Source organism: Pedobacter suwonensis (assembly GCF_900111825.1).
In the GTDB taxonomy this organism is placed as follows: Bacteria; Bacteroidota; Bacteroidia; order Sphingobacteriales; family Sphingobacteriaceae; genus Pedobacter; species Pedobacter suwonensis.
This window is the reverse complement of record NZ_FOJM01000024.1, coordinates 24,583-45,085: the sequence shown is the minus strand read 5'-3', so window position 1 is coordinate 45,085 and position 20,503 is coordinate 24,583. Positions and strand designations below refer to the sequence as shown.

Sequence of the window (20,503 nt, the reverse complement as noted above, 5' to 3'; positions counted from 1 at the left end):
TTTTGATTTACGAAAGCACCCGGAAAACAGATTGTCAGAATTTATTTTTCGCTTTCCAGATAAAACCATCCAACACATAATGCGTAGCCTGTGGTAATGCCAATAATGGAACTATAAGGGAAAGCAGTTCGCTACTGCCAATTTGCGGTAAAGTAGAAAATGGTTTAAATACAGACAGGTGTTCTCTCCAAACTAATCCATCCCACAACCCTTCTTCTAAATAAGCCAAAGATATCAGAATGATCAGAAAGTAACATATTCCCCATTTCGTAAAGCTGAGCGTCATAATCTTAGATTTAATAGTGGTTTTGTTTATTTTTATCTTTTCAAAAAACCAGATCAAGGCCATGTATGGAATACCGTGCGAAATTACATTAAGTGTGGTGAAGGCCATGTCGCCATTAAAATAAACAATACCAAAATACCAAGACAGGAATGTGCCGATTACAATTAAATTTCGCGGGATATTCATCCATTTTCGCTTGATCGTAGTCAGTAGCTCTTTAACAAGGTAGATTGCAATGATGGCCATATATACAATCTCCGAACCTTTTAGCAATGCATCATTTTTAAATGAAAAAAAGTCGCCTTCTATAAACCAATTGAAATGTCTTGCCGTGCTAAGATGCCAGAATAGTAGTGGGTACAATGTTGCGGTATAAATGGCTACTTTATCGACGAGTCGCTCAGCAGGGGAAACCTTCTCATTGCGGGAATATAAACGCATAAATCCGTATTGTTGCCTGATGAAATGATAAACGGCCAGATAGGCCAGAATTCTCCAAAACCATAGGCCATCAAAGCGGTAAATTATTATGCCTACGATATAACAGGATAGGGGTATGGCAGTGAGTAAAGCATATTGTTTTTTAAAATTAACAGGGTTAAAATAGGTGCGGTACAAAGTGCTGTAGACATGGGCAACATCAATAAAAACAATTAAAAATACCCAATAGGTTATAGGGATTCCTTCGGTATTTTGAAATTGTGATGGAAAAAGGAACACCAGCAGCAAAGAAACAAACGAAGGTGACAGGATGAAAACAGTATCGCTAACCCGCGAATTTAACCATGGCTGATTTTGATTATGATGTGGCATTTATTACTTGTTTTGCGGCATTGATGCCTTGATGAAAAGCTTCTTCAAAAATTGAAACTCCACTTAAATCACTATGGGCAAAGAAAATTTTATTATCGATGGGCAACTTTGCTTTTTCCAGATTTTTACTCCAGATAAAATCTTTAGCAGGAGTGATCATACCATGCCCCCATACCCAAAAATCGATAGTCTCAATGGCTTTGGTAATTCCCGGATGTATCACTTCCAGTTCTGGAATAACGATATCAAGCCACTGTTCGTAATTTCTGGAATATGCGGCTAAACGGGCAATTGCAGGTTCAAAATCGCAGAGTGGGAGATAATAGGTAATTACCTTTTTATCTTCTGAAAGATTTAAATGTTGTTGCGCAGCATTTACGTAGCCAACAGATGAGGTATTGTAGGCCACATTATCCCAGCAAAGGCTTACTCCTTTCGATTCCGGTAATTCGTTGGTAGTAATATTTGCAATGAGCCATGGAGAATAATTAAAAGCTTTATAATCAATATTGCGGTTAAAATTTTCCAGCAAGCGGTTGTTTACAAACTGCGGAGCACATAAAATAATTTTTTCAACCTCAATATTTTCGGTAAGCTGCGTTTTCGTATTCCATACGGTTACTAAAGTATTGCCATTGCTTATCGGTTTTAATTCGTAACACAGGTTTGAGGTTTTTATATGCGCTTTGAGCTGTTCAGCAAGCTTTTTCATGATCCAGCCATTGCCTTCTGGCCATGTTAAAATCGCATTTTGCGCTGCATTTGCTGCCATGCCTCTGCGTGATGCAAAATAATGTAGGCCGGCCCAAGCCGATACATGACTGATTTTTTGACCATAATCATCTTTACAGGCATAATTTAAATACCACAGCAGATATTTGGAACGGTACCCCTTTTCTTTCAGATAAGCCTCAAAAGTTATTTTATCCAGTTTTCTGTAGTTTTCATCAGTAGAAGAAGAATTTAAAGGTATATTGAATAGAAATTTACCATCGTTACCCCTGGTGTTTTTTAGCTGATCTACCTCTGCTAAAAAACGCCTGACTTCCTTTTTATCGGCAATGGGTACACCAAAATCCGGAATTAAACCTTCCTGCCATGCGCCGTTTATTAATAATCTTTCTTCAGGATCAAAAGTTAAATAGTAATCGTTGTAGTAGGGTAACTGCCCCTCAAAATGCGTGATCACATCAATTTCCTTTAAAAAATCAATCAATAAAGCATCGTCGTTATTGGCTATGGTGATATAATGTGCACCTAAGGGATATGAAGCTATTTTGTTGCTTCCGAAATAGGAGTTGCCGCCGATGTGTTTTTCGAGCTCCAGAATTTCGAAATCAGTTTCGCCATTCTTTTTTAGCCATCTTCCGGCCGATAGTCCTGAAATACCGCTGCCAACAATCAGCGTTTTTACTTTTCTTGTATTCTTTGCCGAAGGTAGTTTAAGCTTATCACGTAACAGATGACCTGCGTTGGCGTCAGGGCCCTGCAAAGCACCCTGGATGTTATATTTAGCCGACCTGATTTTTTTGTAACAGCTATTTAGAAAAATGCCGCCCGTAATTAATCCGATCCTCAATAAAAAAGAGCGACGCTTCAGATAGGCCGAGAACTCATCCTTATAAAACATTTGCCCACTCATCTTCAAAATACTTAACCAGAATCTGGTTATTAAGCTTATTTACTTCAGTTTCTACCTTGCCCATATCTTTCGGAAAATAGAGCATTAAATCTAAGCTTTCTTTGGAAATAAATCTTAGGTCTGGCAAGTATTGTAGCGGCTTTTTATATAAATTATCGGGCTCTGTAGCCATAATATAGCCCCATTCGCCAAATGAAGGCACATAATTATGATAAGGGATAGTTTTCAAACCCACACTTTCCAAAGTTTTGTTTACCGTCCAAAAAGACTTTGGCGCAACGAAGGGCGAGGTAGACTGGACTACGATTAAGCCTTTTGGAGCAAGGATGCCTTTAACCAGTTTATAAAATGCATTGGTGTAGAGTTTCCCAACAGCATAATTAGATGGGTCGGGAAAATCAATCACGATAAAATCAAACTTCTTGCGTTGCGCTTTCACCCAACTAAATGCATCAGCATTAATCACTTTAACCTTTGGCGATAGAAGTGCATTTTTATTGAGTCCCAGCAAAATTTTGTTCGACTGAAAGAGGCGTGTCATTCCCTTATCCAAATCAACAAGGGTTACAGAATCCACATTTGGATATCTTAAAATCTCTCTAACGGCCAGTCCATCCCCACCGCCCATTACCAAAACTTGTTTTGCAAAAGGTAATGCCTGTAATCCGGGATGTACCAAAGCTTCATGATAGCGGTATTCATCGTCAGAGCTAAACTGAAGGTTTCCGTTTAGGAAAAGCCTAATAACCTTATTTTTTTTGGTCAGGATAATGCGCTGGTAAGGTGTACTTTTCGAGTAAATAATGGTATCACTATAGGTTTGACTTTCTGAGAAACTCGTTATTTTGTCGGCATAGATAAAACCTGAAAGTAAAGCGATCATACTGATAAAAGAACCGCCTTGCAGGTATTTTGCACCCTTAATCTCTCTTTTAAAGCTCAGGCAAACAATCAATGCTACAGCAACATTGAGCATTCCAAACAAATAGGCAGTTTTTACTAAGCCCAGATGTGGAATGAGCAGCAATGGGAAAATTAAAGAAGCCAGTAATGCACCAATATAGTCAAAAGTAAAAACTTTAGAGACCAGGTCTTTAAATTCATACCGATCTTTGAGGATGCGCATCAGTAAAGGGATTTCTAAACCTACAAGAATACCGGTTAAGCTTACAAAGCCATACAGCACAATCCTGAAGGAGGCAATGCTCTCGAAAACCAGGAATAAAACAGTTGAACTAAAACCGCCGACCAATCCAACCAGAATTTCAATCTGTATAAACCAGGAAAGGATATTTTTGTTAAAATATTTAGAAACCCAGGATCCTATACCCATCGAAAATAGGTAAACTCCAATTATGGTAGAAAACTGTGTTACCGAATCTCCAAGCAGGTAGCTGGCCAGTGTGCCTGCTATTAACTCGTAAATTAAGCCACAAGTTGCTACAACAAAAACTGAAATCAATAAAAGTGCTGGTAACTTTTTGTTCATGCTAGCTATGAATGGCTGAACTTATAATAATCGCGATAGCAATAACAAAGGCTGCAAAAACAATGGCTAAGGCTAAATTTTGTTTTTCCAGAATTTCTTTCCAGAGGTTTTCGGGCGTAATTTTCTCGATAACCCAAAAGGCGATAAAAAGAACAACAATACCCAATATAGAGTAAACCAAAGATGCAATAATGTACTTGATGTTGATTAATTCGTTTAAGCTCATAATTTTTTATTTATGGTAAAATCTGTTTACATGGCCGCCATGGCTTTTGTTTCCATTGAAGTCGGTGTTTTTTTCTACTTTGTCTTGGTAATAGGCATGCCCGTGGAGGCCGCTATAGCCATAATAACCCAAAATAATGAGTAGCAGAATGAGGTAATATTTAATTGGTTTTAAATCCATTTAATCTGCTTTTACAAAAGGTGAAAAATCACTGTTATCCCATCTTCTTTTTTCATAATTCCGCATCAGATACCAGCAAATTGCCGGGAATAGGCAAAGTATCATTATTGTAATCAATGTATTGCGCAGCATGCTTACGTTTGCGGTTGCCCTAATAAACAAGTTATTTCGGTATGTATACCCGGATGACGGATATACATTTAAGTGGTACTTGCCTTTGGGTATATCGGATAGAAGAATCGATTCTTCGGTTGAGCCTTCCTGCCAGCTTTCGCCATCTTCTATGCCATGGTAATATTCTATTCCCTTGCTTACTTCCCAGGTTTGGTTATTAGCCTCATTGACCAATACAATGGTCGTTTCCAGCCAGTTGTTGTCAACACCAGAAGCAATGTCAAATTCAATATTTGATGATTCATCTTCCATAACAAATGAAGGTGTGATGAAGGGTTTGAAAGCATCGGCACCCGCCTTGGCATCGTATGTAATTAAAAAATTATCATTTATTAATTCCTTTTCTGGTTTTACTACGCTAAAGAGCACATGCAAAAGTAAGACTACAATTGTGGCAATACAAGTTGCTTTTAAAGAGGATATCCATCGGTAATAAGCTTGAGATGGCTGGTTGGCGCCTATACCAATCTGTTCCGGAAGACTACTTTTATCAAGATTGAATGCGGTAGCAATTTCATCGCTGCTAAGGTATTCGCCAATGTAGTAATCGGTATAGTGTTTAGGTTTATTCATCACCTCCTTTACAATCATAAATGGTGGCGCAATATATTCGGTAGCTTTGACCCGCTCATTAACAACATCCCAATCCACTTCGCCAAGCATAGCCGTTACTATGGGGCTGTATTTGTTAAAAAGTTTGTATTCAATATCTTTATAATTGACATTTTGACCGCAGTTGGTAGGCTGTTTGTAATCAGTCAGAAACTCCTTACCTGCAATAAAATTCCAATGGCCGTTAAATTCGGATAAAGTAACGTAGCCCTTTTCAAGGCTGTTTAAAATATACTCCCGCCAGGCATAAATCGTATTCGATTCCTTTTTTTCTAAATAGGCGATAACCTGAAAGTCAGTACCATGTATGTTTGCCGTTGAACCCAGTTTCAATACAACAACCTTTTCTGGCTGATTTAATTTTTTATTTAACCTGCATTCTACCTGGTTAACAATATGTAAATAGGAATAACATGAAGGACAAGCGATGTACTCACTCTTAGCTGAATCGTAAAGAACAATATTTTGTTTGCATACTGAGCAGGGAATTGTTTCTGATAATTTGAAAAATGATTGAGCCGGTTTTTTCATTCACGTACAATTTCAGTCTTCTGTATCTCTTCGCCTTCAAAAAAGTGAAGTACGGCTTCATAGATCTCCCTAACTTTTTGGGTATTGTCTTTCTTGTAATTAGATAAAAAAATGTCGAAATTAGCCAGTTTAAATTCTGGCCAGGTATGGATGGATAAATGAGATTCTGTTAGGCAGATAACGGCTGTAAAACCTCCATTGGGAAAGTTATGGTAAACTTCGCCAACTTTTTCAAGGTTTTTTTGGTTAATTAGCTGGTTAAAAATAGCTTTACAAGCCTGATAAGAACAAAGTTGTTCAGCTTTTTTGGAAGAAAATTCAGCTAAAATGTGTAATCCAGGGGTATAGGTCATTGAGCGTTTGGTATCTTTCAAAATTAAAAAAGTATTTTCAAAGTACGTATTAGAAATCAAATTTAAATACTAGTAGTCAGCTATAAAATAATCCTCAACACTATCTTCCAGAGGAATATAAATTCTTTCCCATTCATCGCCATCCACAACTTCCCAGGTATGGCCTTCTCCGGCGATATCATTGGCAATGAGTATAATCCCCGGCTCAATGATAAAGGTTTCACCATTGCTCACGGTGAAACGGAGTTTCCCTTTTAGAGTAATTACATATTGACGGCGCGGTGCGGGGTGTGGGATGCGCTCTAAACTAGATACATCTGTTTGGGCGAAAAAGTAATTGGCATTGATGTGCTGGCGGATAGGGACTTTGCCAATTTCGAAAGCACATTTGTCGCCTTCAATATTAATTAAACGGATCGCTTTAAGGTAATTTTTTGGTGTTACGGCTTGATCTCTATTCATCTTCAAAAATATGGATTAAAATTTTAATTCAGTCTGTCCTCTCCAGGCAATTTCGCGTTCGTGCTGCAGTAACCATTGTTTACGCCATAAACCGCCGGCATAACCCACCAGCTTGCCATTACTGCCAATAACCCTATGGCAAGGCACAACAATGGCGATATTGTTTTTTCCGTTTGCGGCAGCAATAGCCCGTATCGCTAATGGATGGTGGGCAGAAAATTTAGCATACGAAATGGTTTCGCCAAAAGGTATGGCTAATAAATTCCGCCAAACCTCCTGCTGAAATTCGGTGCCATTTTGTTTAATTGGAAAATTGAATTGCTGTAACCTGCCATTAAAATAATCACCTAATTGTTGAGCAACTGTTAGTGTGAGCGGATTTTCAGTAAGTCCTGTAATATCTGTTTCAGCAAAAGTTACGGCGTGTACAAACTCATCATCGGCAAGGATGGTAATCTGGCCAATAGGTGATGCAATAACGGATGCGTTTTTCATGTCTTAGCTTTCTTTCACAGGTTGTACCGCTTAATATATATCATAAATAAGTTTTTTTCAAAATTATCTGCCTTTTGGGTTATTTTATGGCTTGTTAGTCATAAATGACATGGCGCGTTTTTAATGGTTATCAACTTAACATTTAACTTTCCTTTACTTTTCATGAAATAAAATATTGTTGCGCGGTCAGCGCTGTTTCATGCCGATTGGCGGTTGAAAAAGCATTTTTGTGCTCAATGTTTACATTTTAAGCTAAAAATAGGTTATTGGTGTGCAAAATCTCCTGAAGTATAGAGGTGATCTGATGCTGATTTCGTACCGGCATTTTCGATAAAGTCTTTGATTTCCCTGATGGTTTCGTCGGGCGCACTGATGTGTGGGAAATGCCCGGTAGCTTTCATTACAACCAGGAAATTGTCAGGCGTATTTTTGTGAATGTATTCTCCAACTGATTTTGGGGTTATTTCATCATCTGTACATTGCAGCGTTAGGCTTGGTACTTCGAGGTTTTTCAATTGGTCTCTGTAATCGGCTTTAAAGGTCGCCATTGCAAAAGCAAGGGCCACACTTGGCTCAGTGGCTTCAAAACATTCCTGTAAAAAATCACATAGTTCAGGTTTACAAAGGCTGTCCATCACTCGTGGCACCAATTGTTTACTCCAGGCTACATAATCCTGGGCGATGTGGGTAAAGATGGTTTCTATATCTCCGGTGTTAAATCCGCCGATATAATCACCATCGTTTAAATATCTTGGTGATGGACCGATAAAAACCAGTTTTTTAAATACATCCGGAAGCTGCAGGGCGGCAATCATGCCAATCATGCTGCTAACCGAATGTCCAATAAATATAATATTCTTGAGGTCAAGTACCTGTATGATGTCAATTATATCACAGGCATATCCTTCTAATGTAGCATATTTCTTTTGGTTGTATTGGCTAAGGTCCGAATCACCAGCGCCTACGTAATCAAATAAGATCACTTTGTAATTTCCCAGGAAAGCATCTGTAATATATTTCCATGAATTTTGCGCACAGCCGAAGCCATGAGCAAACAGAAGTACCTGGCTGCCTTCGCCAAGTATTTTTACATTATTTCTGATGAGTATTGGATGCAAAGTGTTTGATTTTAAAATTCCTCATTAAGTTATGGAATGTAACGGTTTTTTTATGGAAAAATAAAAAATGAACAAAATGCACTGGGGTAAGCTGTTGGCAGGCATTCAAACGTTCTTTTTAATGTTCCTGAAATTGATAAAAAATTCCCGGGCGCTAAATGATTTGTTTCAATCATGACCTAATTGGCAATTCTTTTTTATATCTTCGTTTTATAAATGTCTTTAAGACGTTTATTTTAACCAAATTTTATAAATACTGCTTTTGGACGGTATAATCCGCTAGCCAATGGTTTACTAAACCTTTAATTTTATGAGCAATCAAATTATACCAGGCCGTTTTTTATCCTGGGTTTAATCATCAATAGAAGGCACGTAAAACAGATTATTTTATCGCCAAAGGTTATTAACGGTCTACCAAAACTTTACCCACTACGATCAATCATCTTTGTTATGAAGAAGTTTTTAAAAATGAAAAAAATAATTACCGCCGTTTTGTTATCCGCTTTATGCGGAACTGTTTTTGGGCAAACTGTCTTGCAGCCATTTAGTTTAACGGAAGTCCGCCTGCTTGATGGGCCTTTTAAACAGGCACAGGAAACTGATAAAAAGTATATGCTATCGCTGGATGCAGATCGGCTTTTGGCGCCCTATTTAAGAGAAGCAGGGTTAAAACCTAAAGCTGAATCCTATGGTAACTGGGAAAACACAGGTTTAGACGGGCATATCGGCGGACATTACCTATCGGCCCTTTCGTTGATGTATGCTGCTACCGGCGATGCAAAGGTGAAGGAGCGGATAGATTATATGATTACCGAGTTGGACAAATGCCAGCATCAAAATGGTGATGGTTATCTTGCCGGAATCCCCGGAGGTAAGGAAATCTGGAAAGAGATTAAAGCCGGTAACATCAGATCATCCAGTTTTTCGCTCAATGGAAAATGGGTACCGTTGTACAATATTCATAAAATTTATGCAGGCCTGTACGATGCCTATGCAGTTGCCGGCAATGCAAAAGCGAAGCAAATGCTCATCAAATTAACAGATTGGTGCGTAGATCTGGTTTCCAATTTGTCCGATCAACAGGTACAGGAATTATTAAAGAGCGAACATGGTGGATTAAATGAAGTTTTTGCCCATGTTTATGCAATAACAGGCGATAAAAAGTATCTTCAATTGGCCAAAAGGTTTTCAGATCAATCTCTTCTCAATCCACTATTAAAAAATACGGATGCTTTAAATGGCTTACATGCTAATACACAGATTCCGAAAGTGATTGGTTTTGAGCAGATTGCGCTGTTGGATAAAAATCCGGCCTGGGCTGATGCCGCTGCTTTCTTTTGGAAAACAGTAGTCGATCACAGAACAGTAGCCATCGGAGGAAATAGCGTTCGAGAGCATTTTCATCCTGCAAATGACTTTTCTTCAATGACAGAATCGCGTGAAGGACCCGAAACCTGCAATTCTTACAACATGTTGAAGCTGACCAAACAGTTGTTTTTGGCCGATCCTTCAAATACTTATCTTGATTATTACGAACGTACGCTTTATAATCATATCCTTTCTTCGCAAAGGGCAGAAGGTGGTTTTGTATATTTTACGCCGATGCGTCCGGGGCATTACCGTACCTATTCGAATCCGCAGGAAAGTTTCTGGTGCTGTGTAGGTTCGGGATTGGAAAACCATGGCAAATATGGGGAACTGATTTATGCACACCGTGCGAATGATGTATTTGTGAATCTTTTTATCCCTTCAACCCTAAACTGGAAAGAAAAAGGTATTCAGCTTACACAGCAAACGCTTTTTCCAGATGCAGAAAAAACAACGATCAAACTCCAGCTAAAGCAAAACCAGCGTTTTGCCTTACATTTCCGTCAGCCTTCCTGGGTAGGACAAGGGAAATTGGTTGTAATGGTAAACGGAAAAAAGGTAATGGCTAAAAGTGAAGCAAATGGTTATGCCAGTATCGATCGCACCTGGAGTACGGGTGATGTAGTTGATCTGGCCTTGCCGATGCATACCTCAACAGAATTTATGCCTGATGGTTCTGATTGGGTTGCCTTTCTGCGTGGACCAATTGTACTTGCTGCAGAGATGGATACTTTGAATCAACCTAATTTAACCGCTGATGGCAGCCGGATGGGACATATCGCCTCTGGTGCTTTATTGCCGATTAGTGATGCGCCCCTGGTTACCGGGCCGAAAAATACGCTTGCCAATGAAATTACGCTGACCGATAAAAAAACTTTAACCTTTAGTGCCCGTAATGCGGTCTATCAGCCCAGATACAAATCCTTAAAATTGGTTCCTTTTTACACCCTTGCCGAAAAGCGGTATGTAGTTTACTTTCCTTACAGCAGTGAACAGGCTTTGCCGGAACGTGCAAAGGCGATTAAACTGGCTGAAGAAGAAAAGATGAAGATTGAACAGCAAACAGTCGATCTGGTTAATCCTGGTGAACAACAACCAGAATCTGATCATAATTTTAAAGGTGAACAAACCGATAACGGAACCTACCAGGAAAGGCATTTTAGAAATGGGAAAGCATGGTTTAGTTATATGCTTAAAAACAAAGATTTATCTGGAAATAAGCTGAGTTTAACTTATTTTGGAAAAGAAAAGGATAAACGCTTCGCTATCCTGATCAATGGAGTTAAAATTGAAAATGTGAAGTTAGATGGAAGCAAGGGAACTGTTTTTTACACCCAGCAATATCAGATTCCAAAAGCGCTATTGAAAGCAGACTTAGAAGTGAAATTTGTTGCCGATCAGGGATCAGCGATTGCCAATATTTATGAAGTAAGGTTGGTGAAGTAAATTTTCACTCCCGTGGTCTGGTCATCACAGACCACGGATTAAATCTAATTCTTATAATCTGATCCAAAGATCTCTCCACTTCGCATTGCTCCGGCCGGACGATATTCTTGTTCCATGTTCTGTATCCTCACAGACCACTGGCATTTTCAAATGCGATTGTTCATCCTGAGCACTAATTTGTTATATAAAATAAATATGAGTAACGGGATTTAAAGGAATAAATTACCTCCAATGATCGTCATTGCAATAATGGTTTTTCTTTAACTTGTTCCATGGTCTGTGTCCTCACAGACCATGGATCAGATCTAATTCTTATAATCAGATCTAAAGATCTCTCCACTTCACATTGCTCCGGTCGAGAGTACGACATTCTTGTTCTATGTTCTGTATCCTCACATACCACTGGCATTTTCAAATGCGATTGTTCATCCTGAGCACTAATTTGTTATATAAAATAAATATGAGTGACAGGATTTAAAGGAATGAATTACCTCCAATGATCGTCATTGCAATAATGGTTTTTCTTTAACTTTTTCAGGATCTATGAGGAAGGTTTTTGAAGCGAATTGCAACGACGATAAAATCTTCTGTCGTAAATAATCAGAAAGCTGCACCGTAAAACAAGTTCAGCATGTTGCGTGGTGGAGATTTATCTTAATGGTCTGTGAGGACACAGACCATGGAATGTTGATTTAAATTGAATGTACTATTCCGTGGTTTGTGTCCTCACAGACCACTAGCGCTATTTAAATGCAATCGTCCTCCTGAACATGGTTCAGGATCTTGTTGGAGAAATTTTATACTGCTTTAGCCTTATTTTATTGCCTTAACAAGACTTCCAGTTCTTTTTCTTTAATGGTTAATATGGTGCCATGCCTTAAGCCTTTTGGCAGGGAGATCTGGTCTGAAACATCAGTCCAGTTTTTTAAATCTGCAGATTCTATCGCCCCATATTTATGGTCGACGTACTTATCGAAATACACCAACCATTTATTGCCGATTTTTAGGGTGGTTGGGCCTTCAGCCCAGTAATTTCCGGTAATTGGATTTCCTGCTTGGCTATACGGACCGGTCAACTGATCAGCATACGCTATTTTAATGTTTTTTTGGACAGGTTGACGGGTTTCGTCTTTTAAAAACATGATAAACCTTTTACCGTCTTTTACAATAGTGGCATCAATTACGTTAAATCCCGGATCGTAAAGCAACCTCGTTTCCGAATAAGTTTTGAAATCTTTTGTCGTAACGTAATAAATTCTGTGGTTATATCCGTTTTCCTCCGTAGAGGCCGTTTCATTAAACTTATTTTTAATGGTTGTAGCCCAATAAATCATATAGGTTTTGGTCGGGCTATCGTAGGTGATTTCAGGAGCCCAGGTATTTCTGGCCCCATCTTCTTTACGCATCACAGGTATAAACTGTTGTTCGCTCCAGCTAATGAGGTCTTTCGAACTGGCATAACCAATGCCTTTGTCGTTCCAGCTCACCGTCCACACCATATGGAATAGGCCATCGGCGCCTCGTATAATACAAGGATCTCTCATCAGCTTATCTTGGCTTACTGTTGGGGTTAAGAATGATTGATCATTTTTAAGTGCCGTCCATTTGTAGGCATCGTTACTATAAGCAAGGTGCAAGCCATCCTGGCCATTATCTTTAAAATAGGCAAAAAGGTATGGCCCTTTTGCAGATTGCGCCTCAGCATTTAAACATGCTGATAACAACCATACAAAAAGGCATCCTAGTTTTTTCATGATTTTTAATTTATTTAACAACGATCGCAAGCCGTTCAAAAACTTCATTTCAGGCAGAAAATTTGATCTTTCTTATGAAATTATTTCAATTCCAGAACCACAACAGATTGCGCCGGTAACTCTACTTTTAATGAATTACCCGATTTTTTGGCGCCTGTAAATTTAGCATTGTGTACTTTGTTCAAATCGTTAAAAGTGTTTACGTCGGTAAGTTTAGCAGAGGTTAAAATCTGCCCGGTAACCGAGTTCCATTTCAAACCATCTAAAACCGTACTGATTGCAATTTTTTTATTTGGATCTAAATTAACCAATGAAATATGGATCGCACCGCTGGCATCCTGCGAAGCAGAAACATTCAGCGCTGGTATTTTTTGGTCTCCTACTACATAATCGGGGCTGGTAAAAGCAATTGGTAAATATTTGGCATCCTGGTGTACCTTGTAAAGATCAAAAACATGATAAGTAGGGGTGAGGATCATTTTATCTTTCTCGGTTAAGATTAAAGCCTGTAGAACATTCACAGTTTGGGCCAGATTAGCCATTTTAACACGATCAGAATGGTTATTGAAGATATTTAAGGTTGTGCCTGCAATTAAAGCATCGCGTAAACTATTTTGTTGATACAGGAAACCAGGGTTGGTTCCAGGCTCCACATCAGTCCATATTCCCCATTCATCAACCACCAAAGCAACTTTCTTTTTAGGATCGTATTTATCCATTATTGCAGCGTGTTTGCTTACCAGTTCTTCCATGTGCAGGCAATTTTTCATGGTCGAAAAGTATTGAGCTTCATCAAACTTAGTGGCAGACCCTTTTGCGTTCCAATTTCCGGTTGGAAGCGTATAATAATGCAAGGTTAATCCCCACATTTGGTCGCCAATATTTTTCATACAGGTTTCAGTCCAGTTATAATCTCCCGCATTAGCGCCACTGGCAATTCTTTTTAACGGAGCGCCCGGATAATTGCGGGCATAGGTGGCATATCTACGGTACAAATCAGAATAATAGGCCGGTGTCATGTTGCCTCCACATCCCCAGCTTTCGTTACCAACCCCCCAAAACGAAACTTTCCATGGTTTTTCTCTTCCATTTTGGCTGCGGATGGCTGTCATGGGGCTTACGCCGTCAAAATTTAGGTATTCAACCCATTTAGCCATTTCTTCAACGGTTCCGCTGCCTACATTTCCGGCAATATATGGTTCACAATCAAGCATCTGGCAAAGGTCTAAAAACTCGTGTGTGCCAAAGCTATTGTCTTCAGTTACGCCGCCCCAGTTAGTGTTGACCATTTTTGGGCGCTGGTTTCTGGGGCCAATGCCATCTCTCCAGTGGTATTCATCAGCAAAACAACCACCGGGCCAGCGCAGGTTCGGAACTTTTATCTTTTTTAATGCCTCTACAATGTCTAATCTTATTCTACCTTTATTTGGAATGGTCGAATTTTCATCTACCCAAAATCCCTCGTAAATACAACGGCCCAGATGTTCTGAAAAATGGCCATAAATGTGTTTGCTTACCACTTGGTCGCCTGCAGGCTTAATGGTGAGCTGGGTTTCGTTTTGGGCTTGTGCTAAAATAGAACTACAGAATAAAGCCGCAGATAATAAAAATTTTTTCATGTTGATCTCGTTAAATCTATGTGGTAAATGGAATTTTGATGACGTTAAAAGAATAAGGTTTTAACGAAATATTTAATTTCTTGCCTTTAAGGTTAATCGTGCTTTTTTTCGGACTTACCGCTTCAGGATTTTCGAATGAGTTAACCTGTTTAAGGTTGCTGTTTGCTATTTCCTCATTGGTACCCTTGCTTTTTAATTTCAATTTTCCTTCAAGGTCGAAATCGATCTGCTGCGGTTGATTAGCGTTATTGGCAATTTTAATGATGAGTTCTTTTTTTACCTGATCGGTTACGGCAGAAGCGTAAAGTCCATCCTGTCCGATAATGTTTTTATTATCAAGTGTAATCGAAACCACATCCGTTCCCTTGTTGGTAGAAAACTGTTTCTGAACATAATAATCTGGTGTGCCATACGATTTTAAATTATCTACCCAGATCATATCCGGCGCCCATTGCCAGGCGTCGATATTCGCAAAAAGTGGTGCGTATGAAGCCATCTGAACCACATCGGCATTACGTTCCAGGCCGGTCATTAACGAAGCCGAAGCCAATGCACTTTCCCAATTATTTCTATTGCTGCCTTCAATTTTACTATCGGCGTGCACCGCATATTCACCCACAAAAACTTTCGAGCCGTTGCGCGGGTAATTGTCATACCGGCCTGCATTTTTTAAGAACCAATCAGCCGGACGGTAATAATGTTCATCTATAAAATCAGCATGATTATTTCTTAATGTGGTATTAAGCAGGTTAAAACGGTCGCCTTCCGGATCCGTTCCGGAGCTGTTAATGATTTTAAAATCAGGGTATTTTGCTTTGATGGCTTTGGTGAAAATGGCAAGTCTTTCTAAATACTGCGGACCCCAGTTTTCATTTCCTACACCCATCATTTTTAGGTTAAACGGTTTTGGATGACCTAAATCAGCACGCATTTTGCCCCATTTGGTTGTTACATCGCCATTGGCAAATTCAATCAGGTCTAAAGCATCCTGTACATAAGGATCCAGTTCATCAAGCGAAGCAACTTCAGCCGAGTTGAACTGGCAGGCCATACCGCAATTTAATATCGGCAGGGCGTCTGAGCCGATATCTTCAGCCAGTTGGAAATACTCAAAAAAGCCTAGGCCAAAACTTTGAAAATAATCTGGTGCGGCACGGTAAGGAAACTCGGTATTCCAGCGGTTAATAATCAGTTGTCTGTTTTCAATCGGGCCAATGGTTTTTTTCCACTGGTAACGGTTTGCCAGGTCGGTGCCTTCTACAATACAGCCGCCAGGAAAACGGATAAAACCAGGTTTCATATCGGCCAATAACTGCACCATATCTGCCCTTAATCCCTGCGGACGGTTTTTCCAGGTATCGCCTGGGAAAAGACTGATCATATCCACGTCAATATTTCCATTTCCCTGAAACAGAATGGAAAATTTAGCTTTAGGATCGGTTTCAGTAGCGATAAAACTTGCTGATTGTTTTTTCCAGTCGTTTCCTGTTTGATCAGGAGTCAAAGTGCCTTGTCCGATGATTTTATTGTTCGCATCTTTTAACATCAGTACCAGTTTAACCCCTGGAGTTAACTGGCGGTACATCAATGAAAAATCATAGCGCAATCCTTTTTTAACGCCGATACCTTTAAATCCTTCGTTTATAAGTTCAAAATCGTCAGTTTGTTTTTTTACCTGTAAATATCTGGGGTTGGCGGTATTTACCTCTTTGCGGTTTACCACCAATATTTCTCCTTCCTTTGGATTTTTACGCTGGATGCTCCAGCCCATCAGCGGTTTTGTAAATTCGAAAGAGCGGTTTTTAATCAGTTCGGCATAAATACCACCATCGGCACCAAAGTTAATATCCTCAAAAAACACACCCCACATATTAGGTTGCACTTTAGCAATAGGCTGGTCTGTTTTAACTTTAATTACTTTTGCAGTTTGTGCCTGCACTGTTGTAGTGTATCCAGCTCCGATGGCAGCGTAAGCTATACATGCAGAGAAGATACTCTTTATTTGGTAATTTAATTTCATACGGTTTAATATCTGGAAGATTCTAAAAGTAAAAGTAAAATATTTAACATAATAAACGTTATACGTACATTTATTTTTTTCTTCTGTTGGTGTTTTATTTATTAATTCTACAATCGGCGTATTGAAGAATATAATTTGAACAGCAAAAACTGCTGTGGTAAAAGCATTTAATTTTTTTATCAGGTATGGGAACGCGAAAAGTTAAATTCTGCCAATCAGCTGAGCCCATCATGTGGAGTATTCCTGGTTTGTTTCTTGTTTGGTATTTGGAAATGAGCATACACTAGTTCTTGGCGGTCTGCAGCCCCGCTTTTCCATTACAAGTCCTCGCTACGCTCCGGGCTTTCCATTGCAATACGGGTTTAGGAACGAAGGTTTTTTGCATATTCCAGCTTAAAAAATGAATACTATTTTTGCCATATAGCCCCGGTTGCAGCGATACCCTGCAGCAACGAGGTACGAGGCGGCGAAGCGTATAGCGGAAAACGGGAAGAAATTTAGTGTTTTGCATTAACCCTGCGCTCCCTATAATAAAAATACTTTTACCATACTCAATTGTATTCGCGAAGCACGAAAATGAATATTTAAAGTGATCTGTGAAAACATGGAGCACGTGATCAGGAAGAATCTTATTTGCAGATTTAGCTACAGCATTACGATTCCCAGTCAGGCTGGGAATGACGGATTTTATTCTCCAGTTTTTAACAATTTGAACTACAACTTCAAATAATCCGGCATTTCTTCTACAAAGTTAAAGCTGCCTTTCTCCAGATCCATTTTGGCATAAACATGCTGCAGACCATTGGTTAATACAATCCATTTGGCCTGATGGATCGAATTGTACCTCGAAGCCTGCTCAAAAACCGATTGGGTAATTTTTACTTTTGGTGCCTTACATTCAATCAGCATCAGTTTTTCGCCGGCAGTATTGTAAACCAAAATATCACTTCGTTTTTGCAGTTGATTTAAGACCAAACCACCTTCAATCTGAATTAACGTACGCGGAAATTTCTTTACCAGGATCAAACTTTGAATAAAATGCTGACGCACCCATTCCTCGGGTGTAAGCACCAGGTGTTTCTTCCTCAACTCATCGAAAATAAATACCACACCATCTTTTTTGGTGATTTTAAATGGATAAGGTGGCAGGTTAAGCGGAGTAGGAGTGAACATTTCAGTTGGCAGTTTTCAGTTGACAGTTTTCAGTTGGCAGTTTTCAGGTAATAAAAGAACAATTTTTGGGCTATTTTAGTGCGTATATTTCATTATTAATCTATTAGCACTTTTTGATGTTTAATGCCAGTTATGTGAACAAAATCTACATTGTTTAGCTAATGGTGTCCTTGCAAGTTTACCGCAATTGGGACATTTATTTAAGGATACTACCTCTTGATGTTGTAGTAAAATTCTTTTCGCAACAGTGAGTTCGAATGAATCGTATCCATCTTGCAACAACACTAAGATATTCTCATCTTCGCTTAGCCAGCCAGCTTTTTTATATACATTAATGACCTTCCGGTTATTTACTTGGCCTGAATCTAATCCCAGCTTAATTACAGAATGGGTATGCCGAATTGCTAACCTCTCTTCTTTAGAGAGAAGATTAGAAAAATAATTCACAATATATTTTGCAGTATCCTGATCCATTATAACTCAGTGACTCCAAAGTTAATTAATTTTGTGCTATGCAATGAAGTCTCAAATCTCGTGTCTCAAATCTCATATCTATTTTTTCAAATCCAGTCTCAAATCTCACATCTATCCTCTCACATCTCTTAATTTATAAACATTTGCCCAAATCCTTAAACCTAAATTGTAATTTTACACGCAATGACTGCTGCCGAAATTATTAAAGATCTCAAAGCCCGAAAGTTCAAACCTGTCTATTTATTGCATGGTGAAGAATCTTACTATATCGATCAAATAACGGATTATATTGAAGATAAGCTGCTGAACGATGCTGAAAAAGGCTTCAATCAAACGGTTTTGTACGGTAAAGATACCGATATGGCAACGGTTTTGGGGGCTGCAAAGCGTTATCCCATGATGTCTGATTACCAGGTGGTGATTGTTAAAGAAGCGCAGGATTTAAAATGGGGTAAGGAAGACAGCTCTAAAGAGGGTGAATTTGTACTCAATTATTTTGAAAAACCACTACCGAGTACCATTTTAGTGCTGGCTTATAAATATGCCAATTTCGATAAGCGTAAAAAAATATATAAAGCCATCAATAAAAGCGGACTGATTTTTCAGTCAGATCCGGTTCGCGATTATAAGCTGGTACCCTGGATTGAAGAATTTGTTAAAGAGAAAGGGTATAAGATCGATCAGCAGGCATCGGCGCTAATGGCTGAGTATTTAGGTACAGATCTTTCCAAAATTGCCAACGAAATCGAAAAGCTGATGCTGAATGTTTCGAAAGAAGTAACCATCAATACTGATCTGGTTCAGAAAAACATAGGCATTAGTAAAGAATATAACGTTTTCGAATTGCAGAAAGCACTGGCCATCCGCGATGTATTAAAATGTAATAAAATCATCAATTACTTTGCCAGCAACCCAAAAGCCAATCCAACCGTAATGGTTTTGGCCAATTTAGGTGGTTATTTCACAAAACTCCTCAAATATCATTATATCCCCAATAAAGCCAATGCGGCATCCGCGTTGGGCGTGCCTCCGTTTTTTATCAAAGATTATGAGGTAGCAGCAAGAAATTACAATACAGGGAAAGTTTTCCAGGTAATCAGCTTACTTCGCGAATACGATTTAAAAAGCAAAGGATTAGATAGTACCGGGAATGTTGATGATGGAGAACTCTTAAAAGAACTGGTGTTTAAAATTGTTCATTAATTAAACTTTAAAAAATTGCAGCGCATCTTTCTGCACTCAATCCTGGTAATTGACCTTGCTTTTTCGGCTAAATGCGAAATGATGAGCTTGTCCTCACATAAAAGCAAAACTAACGGATCAGTAGGTTAAATCTATACATTTAGTAAAAAGGTTTTATTGGTCTACGATCTGATTATGCTATCGTTTGTCTGATTAAAATTTAACTTTATCTGGTTGTAAATTAACTAATTGTATGCTTTGTGGGCGATTGTTTTTGTAAACTGATCTGCTAATGATATATTTGTTATGCAACCGATTGTTTTGTTGTACTTTAACCAAATCAAAATTATGATCTACAAACGAATGATGTGCTGCCTGGCACTCTTAACCAGCTGCGCAGCTTATTCTATGGCCCAAAACGCCAACCCTTATATCATCAATGCAACAACTAAACCATATTTATTGCGAAGTTTCCTGATGTTTGAAGGCAAAAAACGTACCCATGTAATTTCTGTAGGTACGCCCGAAAAGGTAAACTACGCTTACGATTTAAAACAGGGTGCTTTGCTGGAAATATGGCGTGGAGATTTTATAGATGCCAGAGAAATGTGGGAAGATAGGGGAGAACCTCAACTGGCTAAACCTCTGGGTACCGTTTTACCACTTTCTGCGGCACCGACTCTTGCGATATTGGCAGATAAAGACGCGGCCTGGCCAGATTCCGTCGCATTTGACGATCTGCAAACCCAGGGTTATGTTTTAGATAAAAGCAAAATGCCTGCATTTTTATATACGGCTAACGGTGCCGATGTAAGCGATAAAATAGCGGTTTTAGATGGCGGTGCAGGACTCAGCCGTACCATTAGTATCAAAACTAGCAAGCAGCCGCTTTATTGCCGAATTGCGGTAGCGGCAAACATCGAAGCACATAAAAATAACAGTTATGTTGTTGGTGACAAAGCCTATACTATAAAAGTAGCTGATAGTGCAAAAGCTTTCATCAGGAAAACCCAAAATGGTAAAGAATTGCTGGTACAACTGGCCAATGCTACCGATTCGTTAACCTATTCCATCACCTGGTAATCA

At 39.0% G+C, this 20,503-nt stretch carries 18 protein-coding genes; 3 read left to right on the top strand and 15 right to left on the bottom strand.

Annotated features, from left to right (window positions below):
- Window positions 1–34: 34 nt before the first annotated feature.
- The 10 genes from BM107_RS23360 to BM107_RS23320 form a co-directional block, all read right to left on the bottom strand.
- Complete coding sequence (locus BM107_RS23360; RefSeq protein WP_090987901.1) at window positions 35–1,099, bottom strand: hypothetical protein; 1,065 nt, start codon at window positions 1,097–1,099, stop codon at window positions 35–37.
- Window positions 1,086–2,741 (bottom strand): NAD(P)-binding protein, encoded by a 1,656-nt coding sequence (locus BM107_RS23355; RefSeq protein ID WP_090987898.1) that lies wholly within the window; start codon window positions 2,739–2,741, stop codon window positions 1,086–1,088. The genes BM107_RS23360 and BM107_RS23355 overlap by 14 nt, the downstream gene beginning before the upstream one ends.
- Window positions 2,719–4,230, bottom strand: a complete 1,512-nt coding sequence (locus BM107_RS23350) for a polyamine aminopropyltransferase (protein WP_090987897.1) — start codon at window positions 4,228–4,230, stop codon at window positions 2,719–2,721. The genes BM107_RS23355 and BM107_RS23350 overlap by 23 nt, the downstream gene beginning before the upstream one ends.
- Window position 4,231: 1 nt before the next feature.
- Window positions 4,232–4,456 (bottom strand): DUF350 domain-containing protein, encoded by a 225-nt coding sequence (locus BM107_RS23345; protein WP_090987894.1) that lies wholly within the window; start codon window positions 4,454–4,456, stop codon window positions 4,232–4,234.
- A 6-nt stretch (window positions 4,457–4,462) separates the two neighbouring features.
- Window positions 4,463–4,636: a hypothetical protein gene (locus tag BM107_RS24835; protein WP_159435308.1), complete on the bottom strand. Its 174-nt coding sequence runs from the start codon at window positions 4,634–4,636 to the stop codon at window positions 4,463–4,465.
- Window positions 4,637–5,953: a DUF4178 domain-containing protein gene (locus BM107_RS23340; RefSeq protein ID WP_090987892.1), complete on the bottom strand. Its 1,317-nt coding sequence runs from the start codon at window positions 5,951–5,953 to the stop codon at window positions 4,637–4,639. It lies immediately after the preceding gene.
- Window positions 5,950–6,327: an S-adenosylmethionine decarboxylase family protein gene (locus BM107_RS23335; protein WP_244278898.1), complete on the bottom strand. Its 378-nt coding sequence runs from the start codon at window positions 6,325–6,327 to the stop codon at window positions 5,950–5,952. The genes BM107_RS23340 and BM107_RS23335 overlap by 4 nt, the downstream gene beginning before the upstream one ends.
- A 48-nt stretch (window positions 6,328–6,375) precedes the next feature.
- Window positions 6,376–6,768 carry a cupin domain-containing protein gene (locus tag BM107_RS23330; RefSeq protein ID WP_090987888.1) on the bottom strand — a complete coding sequence of 131 codons (393 nt, stop codon included), beginning with the start codon at window positions 6,766–6,768 and terminating at the stop codon, window positions 6,376–6,378.
- Window positions 6,769–6,783: 15 nt separating this feature from the next.
- Window positions 6,784–7,263: a methylated-DNA--[protein]-cysteine S-methyltransferase gene (locus tag BM107_RS23325; RefSeq protein WP_090987886.1), complete on the bottom strand. Its 480-nt coding sequence runs from the start codon at window positions 7,261–7,263 to the stop codon at window positions 6,784–6,786.
- Between the two features lie 263 nt (window positions 7,264–7,526).
- A complete protein-coding gene (locus BM107_RS23320) occupies window positions 7,527–8,381 on the bottom strand; it encodes an alpha/beta fold hydrolase (RefSeq protein ID WP_090987884.1) in 855 nt (284 codons plus the stop codon).
- A 468-nt stretch (window positions 8,382–8,849) separates the two neighbouring features.
- Here BM107_RS23320 and BM107_RS23315 point away from each other — a divergent pair, with 468 nt between their 5' ends.
- The gene (locus BM107_RS23315) at window positions 8,850–11,195 is read left to right on the top strand and encodes a glycoside hydrolase family 127 protein (protein WP_090987938.1); all 2,346 of its coding nucleotides are present in this window, start codon (window positions 8,850–8,852) and stop codon (window positions 11,193–11,195) included.
- Between the two features lie 818 nt (window positions 11,196–12,013).
- Here BM107_RS23315 and BM107_RS23310 read toward each other — a convergent pair.
- The 5 genes from BM107_RS23310 to BM107_RS23290 all read right to left on the bottom strand — a co-directional run bounded on the left by BM107_RS23310 (window position 12,014) and on the right by BM107_RS23290 (window position 18,235).
- Window positions 12,014–12,949 (bottom strand): glycoside hydrolase family 43 protein, encoded by a 936-nt coding sequence (locus BM107_RS23310; RefSeq protein WP_090987935.1) that lies wholly within the window; start codon window positions 12,947–12,949, stop codon window positions 12,014–12,016.
- Between the two features lie 80 nt (window positions 12,950–13,029).
- On the bottom strand, window positions 13,030–14,568 hold the full coding sequence (locus tag BM107_RS23305; RefSeq protein WP_090987882.1) for an alpha-N-arabinofuranosidase: 1,539 nt from the start codon (window positions 14,566–14,568) through the stop codon (window positions 13,030–13,032).
- Window positions 14,569–14,584: 16 nt separating this feature from the next.
- A complete protein-coding gene (locus tag BM107_RS23300; RefSeq protein ID WP_090987880.1) occupies window positions 14,585–16,588 on the bottom strand; it encodes an alpha-L-arabinofuranosidase C-terminal domain-containing protein in 2,004 nt (667 codons plus the stop codon).
- 714 nt (window positions 16,589–17,302) lie between these two features.
- Window positions 17,303–17,761, bottom strand: coding sequence for a type I restriction enzyme HsdR N-terminal domain-containing protein (locus tag BM107_RS23295; protein ID WP_090987877.1), 459 nt, complete (start codon window positions 17,759–17,761; stop codon window positions 17,303–17,305).
- Between the two features lie 120 nt (window positions 17,762–17,881).
- Window positions 17,882–18,235 (bottom strand): hypothetical protein, encoded by a 354-nt coding sequence (locus tag BM107_RS23290; protein ID WP_090987875.1) that lies wholly within the window; start codon window positions 18,233–18,235, stop codon window positions 17,882–17,884.
- Window positions 18,236–18,418: 183 nt separating this feature from the next.
- Here BM107_RS23290 and holA point away from each other — a divergent pair, with 183 nt between their 5' ends.
- Both holA and BM107_RS23280 read left to right on the top strand, forming a co-directional pair.
- Window positions 18,419–19,438, top strand: coding sequence for a DNA polymerase III subunit delta (gene holA / locus BM107_RS23285; protein WP_090987872.1), 1,020 nt, complete (start codon window positions 18,419–18,421; stop codon window positions 19,436–19,438).
- Between the two features lie 327 nt (window positions 19,439–19,765).
- Window positions 19,766–20,500, top strand: coding sequence for a hypothetical protein (locus tag BM107_RS23280; RefSeq protein ID WP_134203930.1), 735 nt, complete (start codon window positions 19,766–19,768; stop codon window positions 20,498–20,500).
- Window positions 20,501–20,503 lie beyond the last annotated feature (3 nt).

Bases quoted from the DNA above. Each gene is read 5' to 3' on its own strand.
- BM107_RS23360 (WP_090987901.1), bottom strand. From the start codon at position 1,099: ATGCCACATCATAATCAAAATCAGCCATGGTTAAATTCGCGGGTTAGC.
- BM107_RS23355 (WP_090987898.1), bottom strand. From the start codon at position 2,741: ATGAGTGGGCAAATGTTTTATAAGGATGAGTTCTCGGCCTATCTGAAG.
- BM107_RS23350 (WP_090987897.1), bottom strand. From the start codon at position 4,230: ATGAACAAAAAGTTACCAGCACTTTTATTGATTTCAGTTTTTGTTGTA.
- BM107_RS23345 (WP_090987894.1), bottom strand. From the start codon at position 4,456: ATGAGCTTAAACGAATTAATCAACATCAAGTACATTATTGCATCTTTG.
- BM107_RS24835 (WP_159435308.1), bottom strand. From the start codon at position 4,636: ATGGATTTAAAACCAATTAAATATTACCTCATTCTGCTACTCATTATT.
- BM107_RS23340 (WP_090987892.1), bottom strand. From the start codon at position 5,953: ATGAAAAAACCGGCTCAATCATTTTTCAAATTATCAGAAACAATTCCC.
- BM107_RS23330 (WP_090987888.1), bottom strand. From the start codon at position 6,768: ATGAATAGAGATCAAGCCGTAACACCAAAAAATTACCTTAAAGCGATC.
- BM107_RS23325 (WP_090987886.1), bottom strand. From the start codon at position 7,263: ATGAAAAACGCATCCGTTATTGCATCACCTATTGGCCAGATTACCATC.
- BM107_RS23315 (WP_090987938.1), top strand. From the start codon at position 8,850: ATGAAAAAAATAATTACCGCCGTTTTGTTATCCGCTTTATGCGGAACT.
- BM107_RS23310 (WP_090987935.1), bottom strand. From the start codon at position 12,949: ATGAAAAAACTAGGATGCCTTTTTGTATGGTTGTTATCAGCATGTTTA.
- BM107_RS23305 (WP_090987882.1), bottom strand. From the start codon at position 14,568: ATGAAAAAATTTTTATTATCTGCGGCTTTATTCTGTAGTTCTATTTTA.
- BM107_RS23300 (WP_090987880.1), bottom strand. From the start codon at position 16,588: ATGAAATTAAATTACCAAATAAAGAGTATCTTCTCTGCATGTATAGCT.
- BM107_RS23295 (WP_090987877.1), bottom strand. From the start codon at position 17,761: ATGTTCACTCCTACTCCGCTTAACCTGCCACCTTATCCATTTAAAATC.
- BM107_RS23290 (WP_090987875.1), bottom strand. From the start codon at position 18,235: ATGGATCAGGATACTGCAAAATATATTGTGAATTATTTTTCTAATCTT.
- holA (WP_090987872.1), top strand. From the start codon at position 18,419: ATGACTGCTGCCGAAATTATTAAAGATCTCAAAGCCCGAAAGTTCAAA.
- BM107_RS23280 (WP_134203930.1), top strand. From the start codon at position 19,766: ATGATCTACAAACGAATGATGTGCTGCCTGGCACTCTTAACCAGCTGC.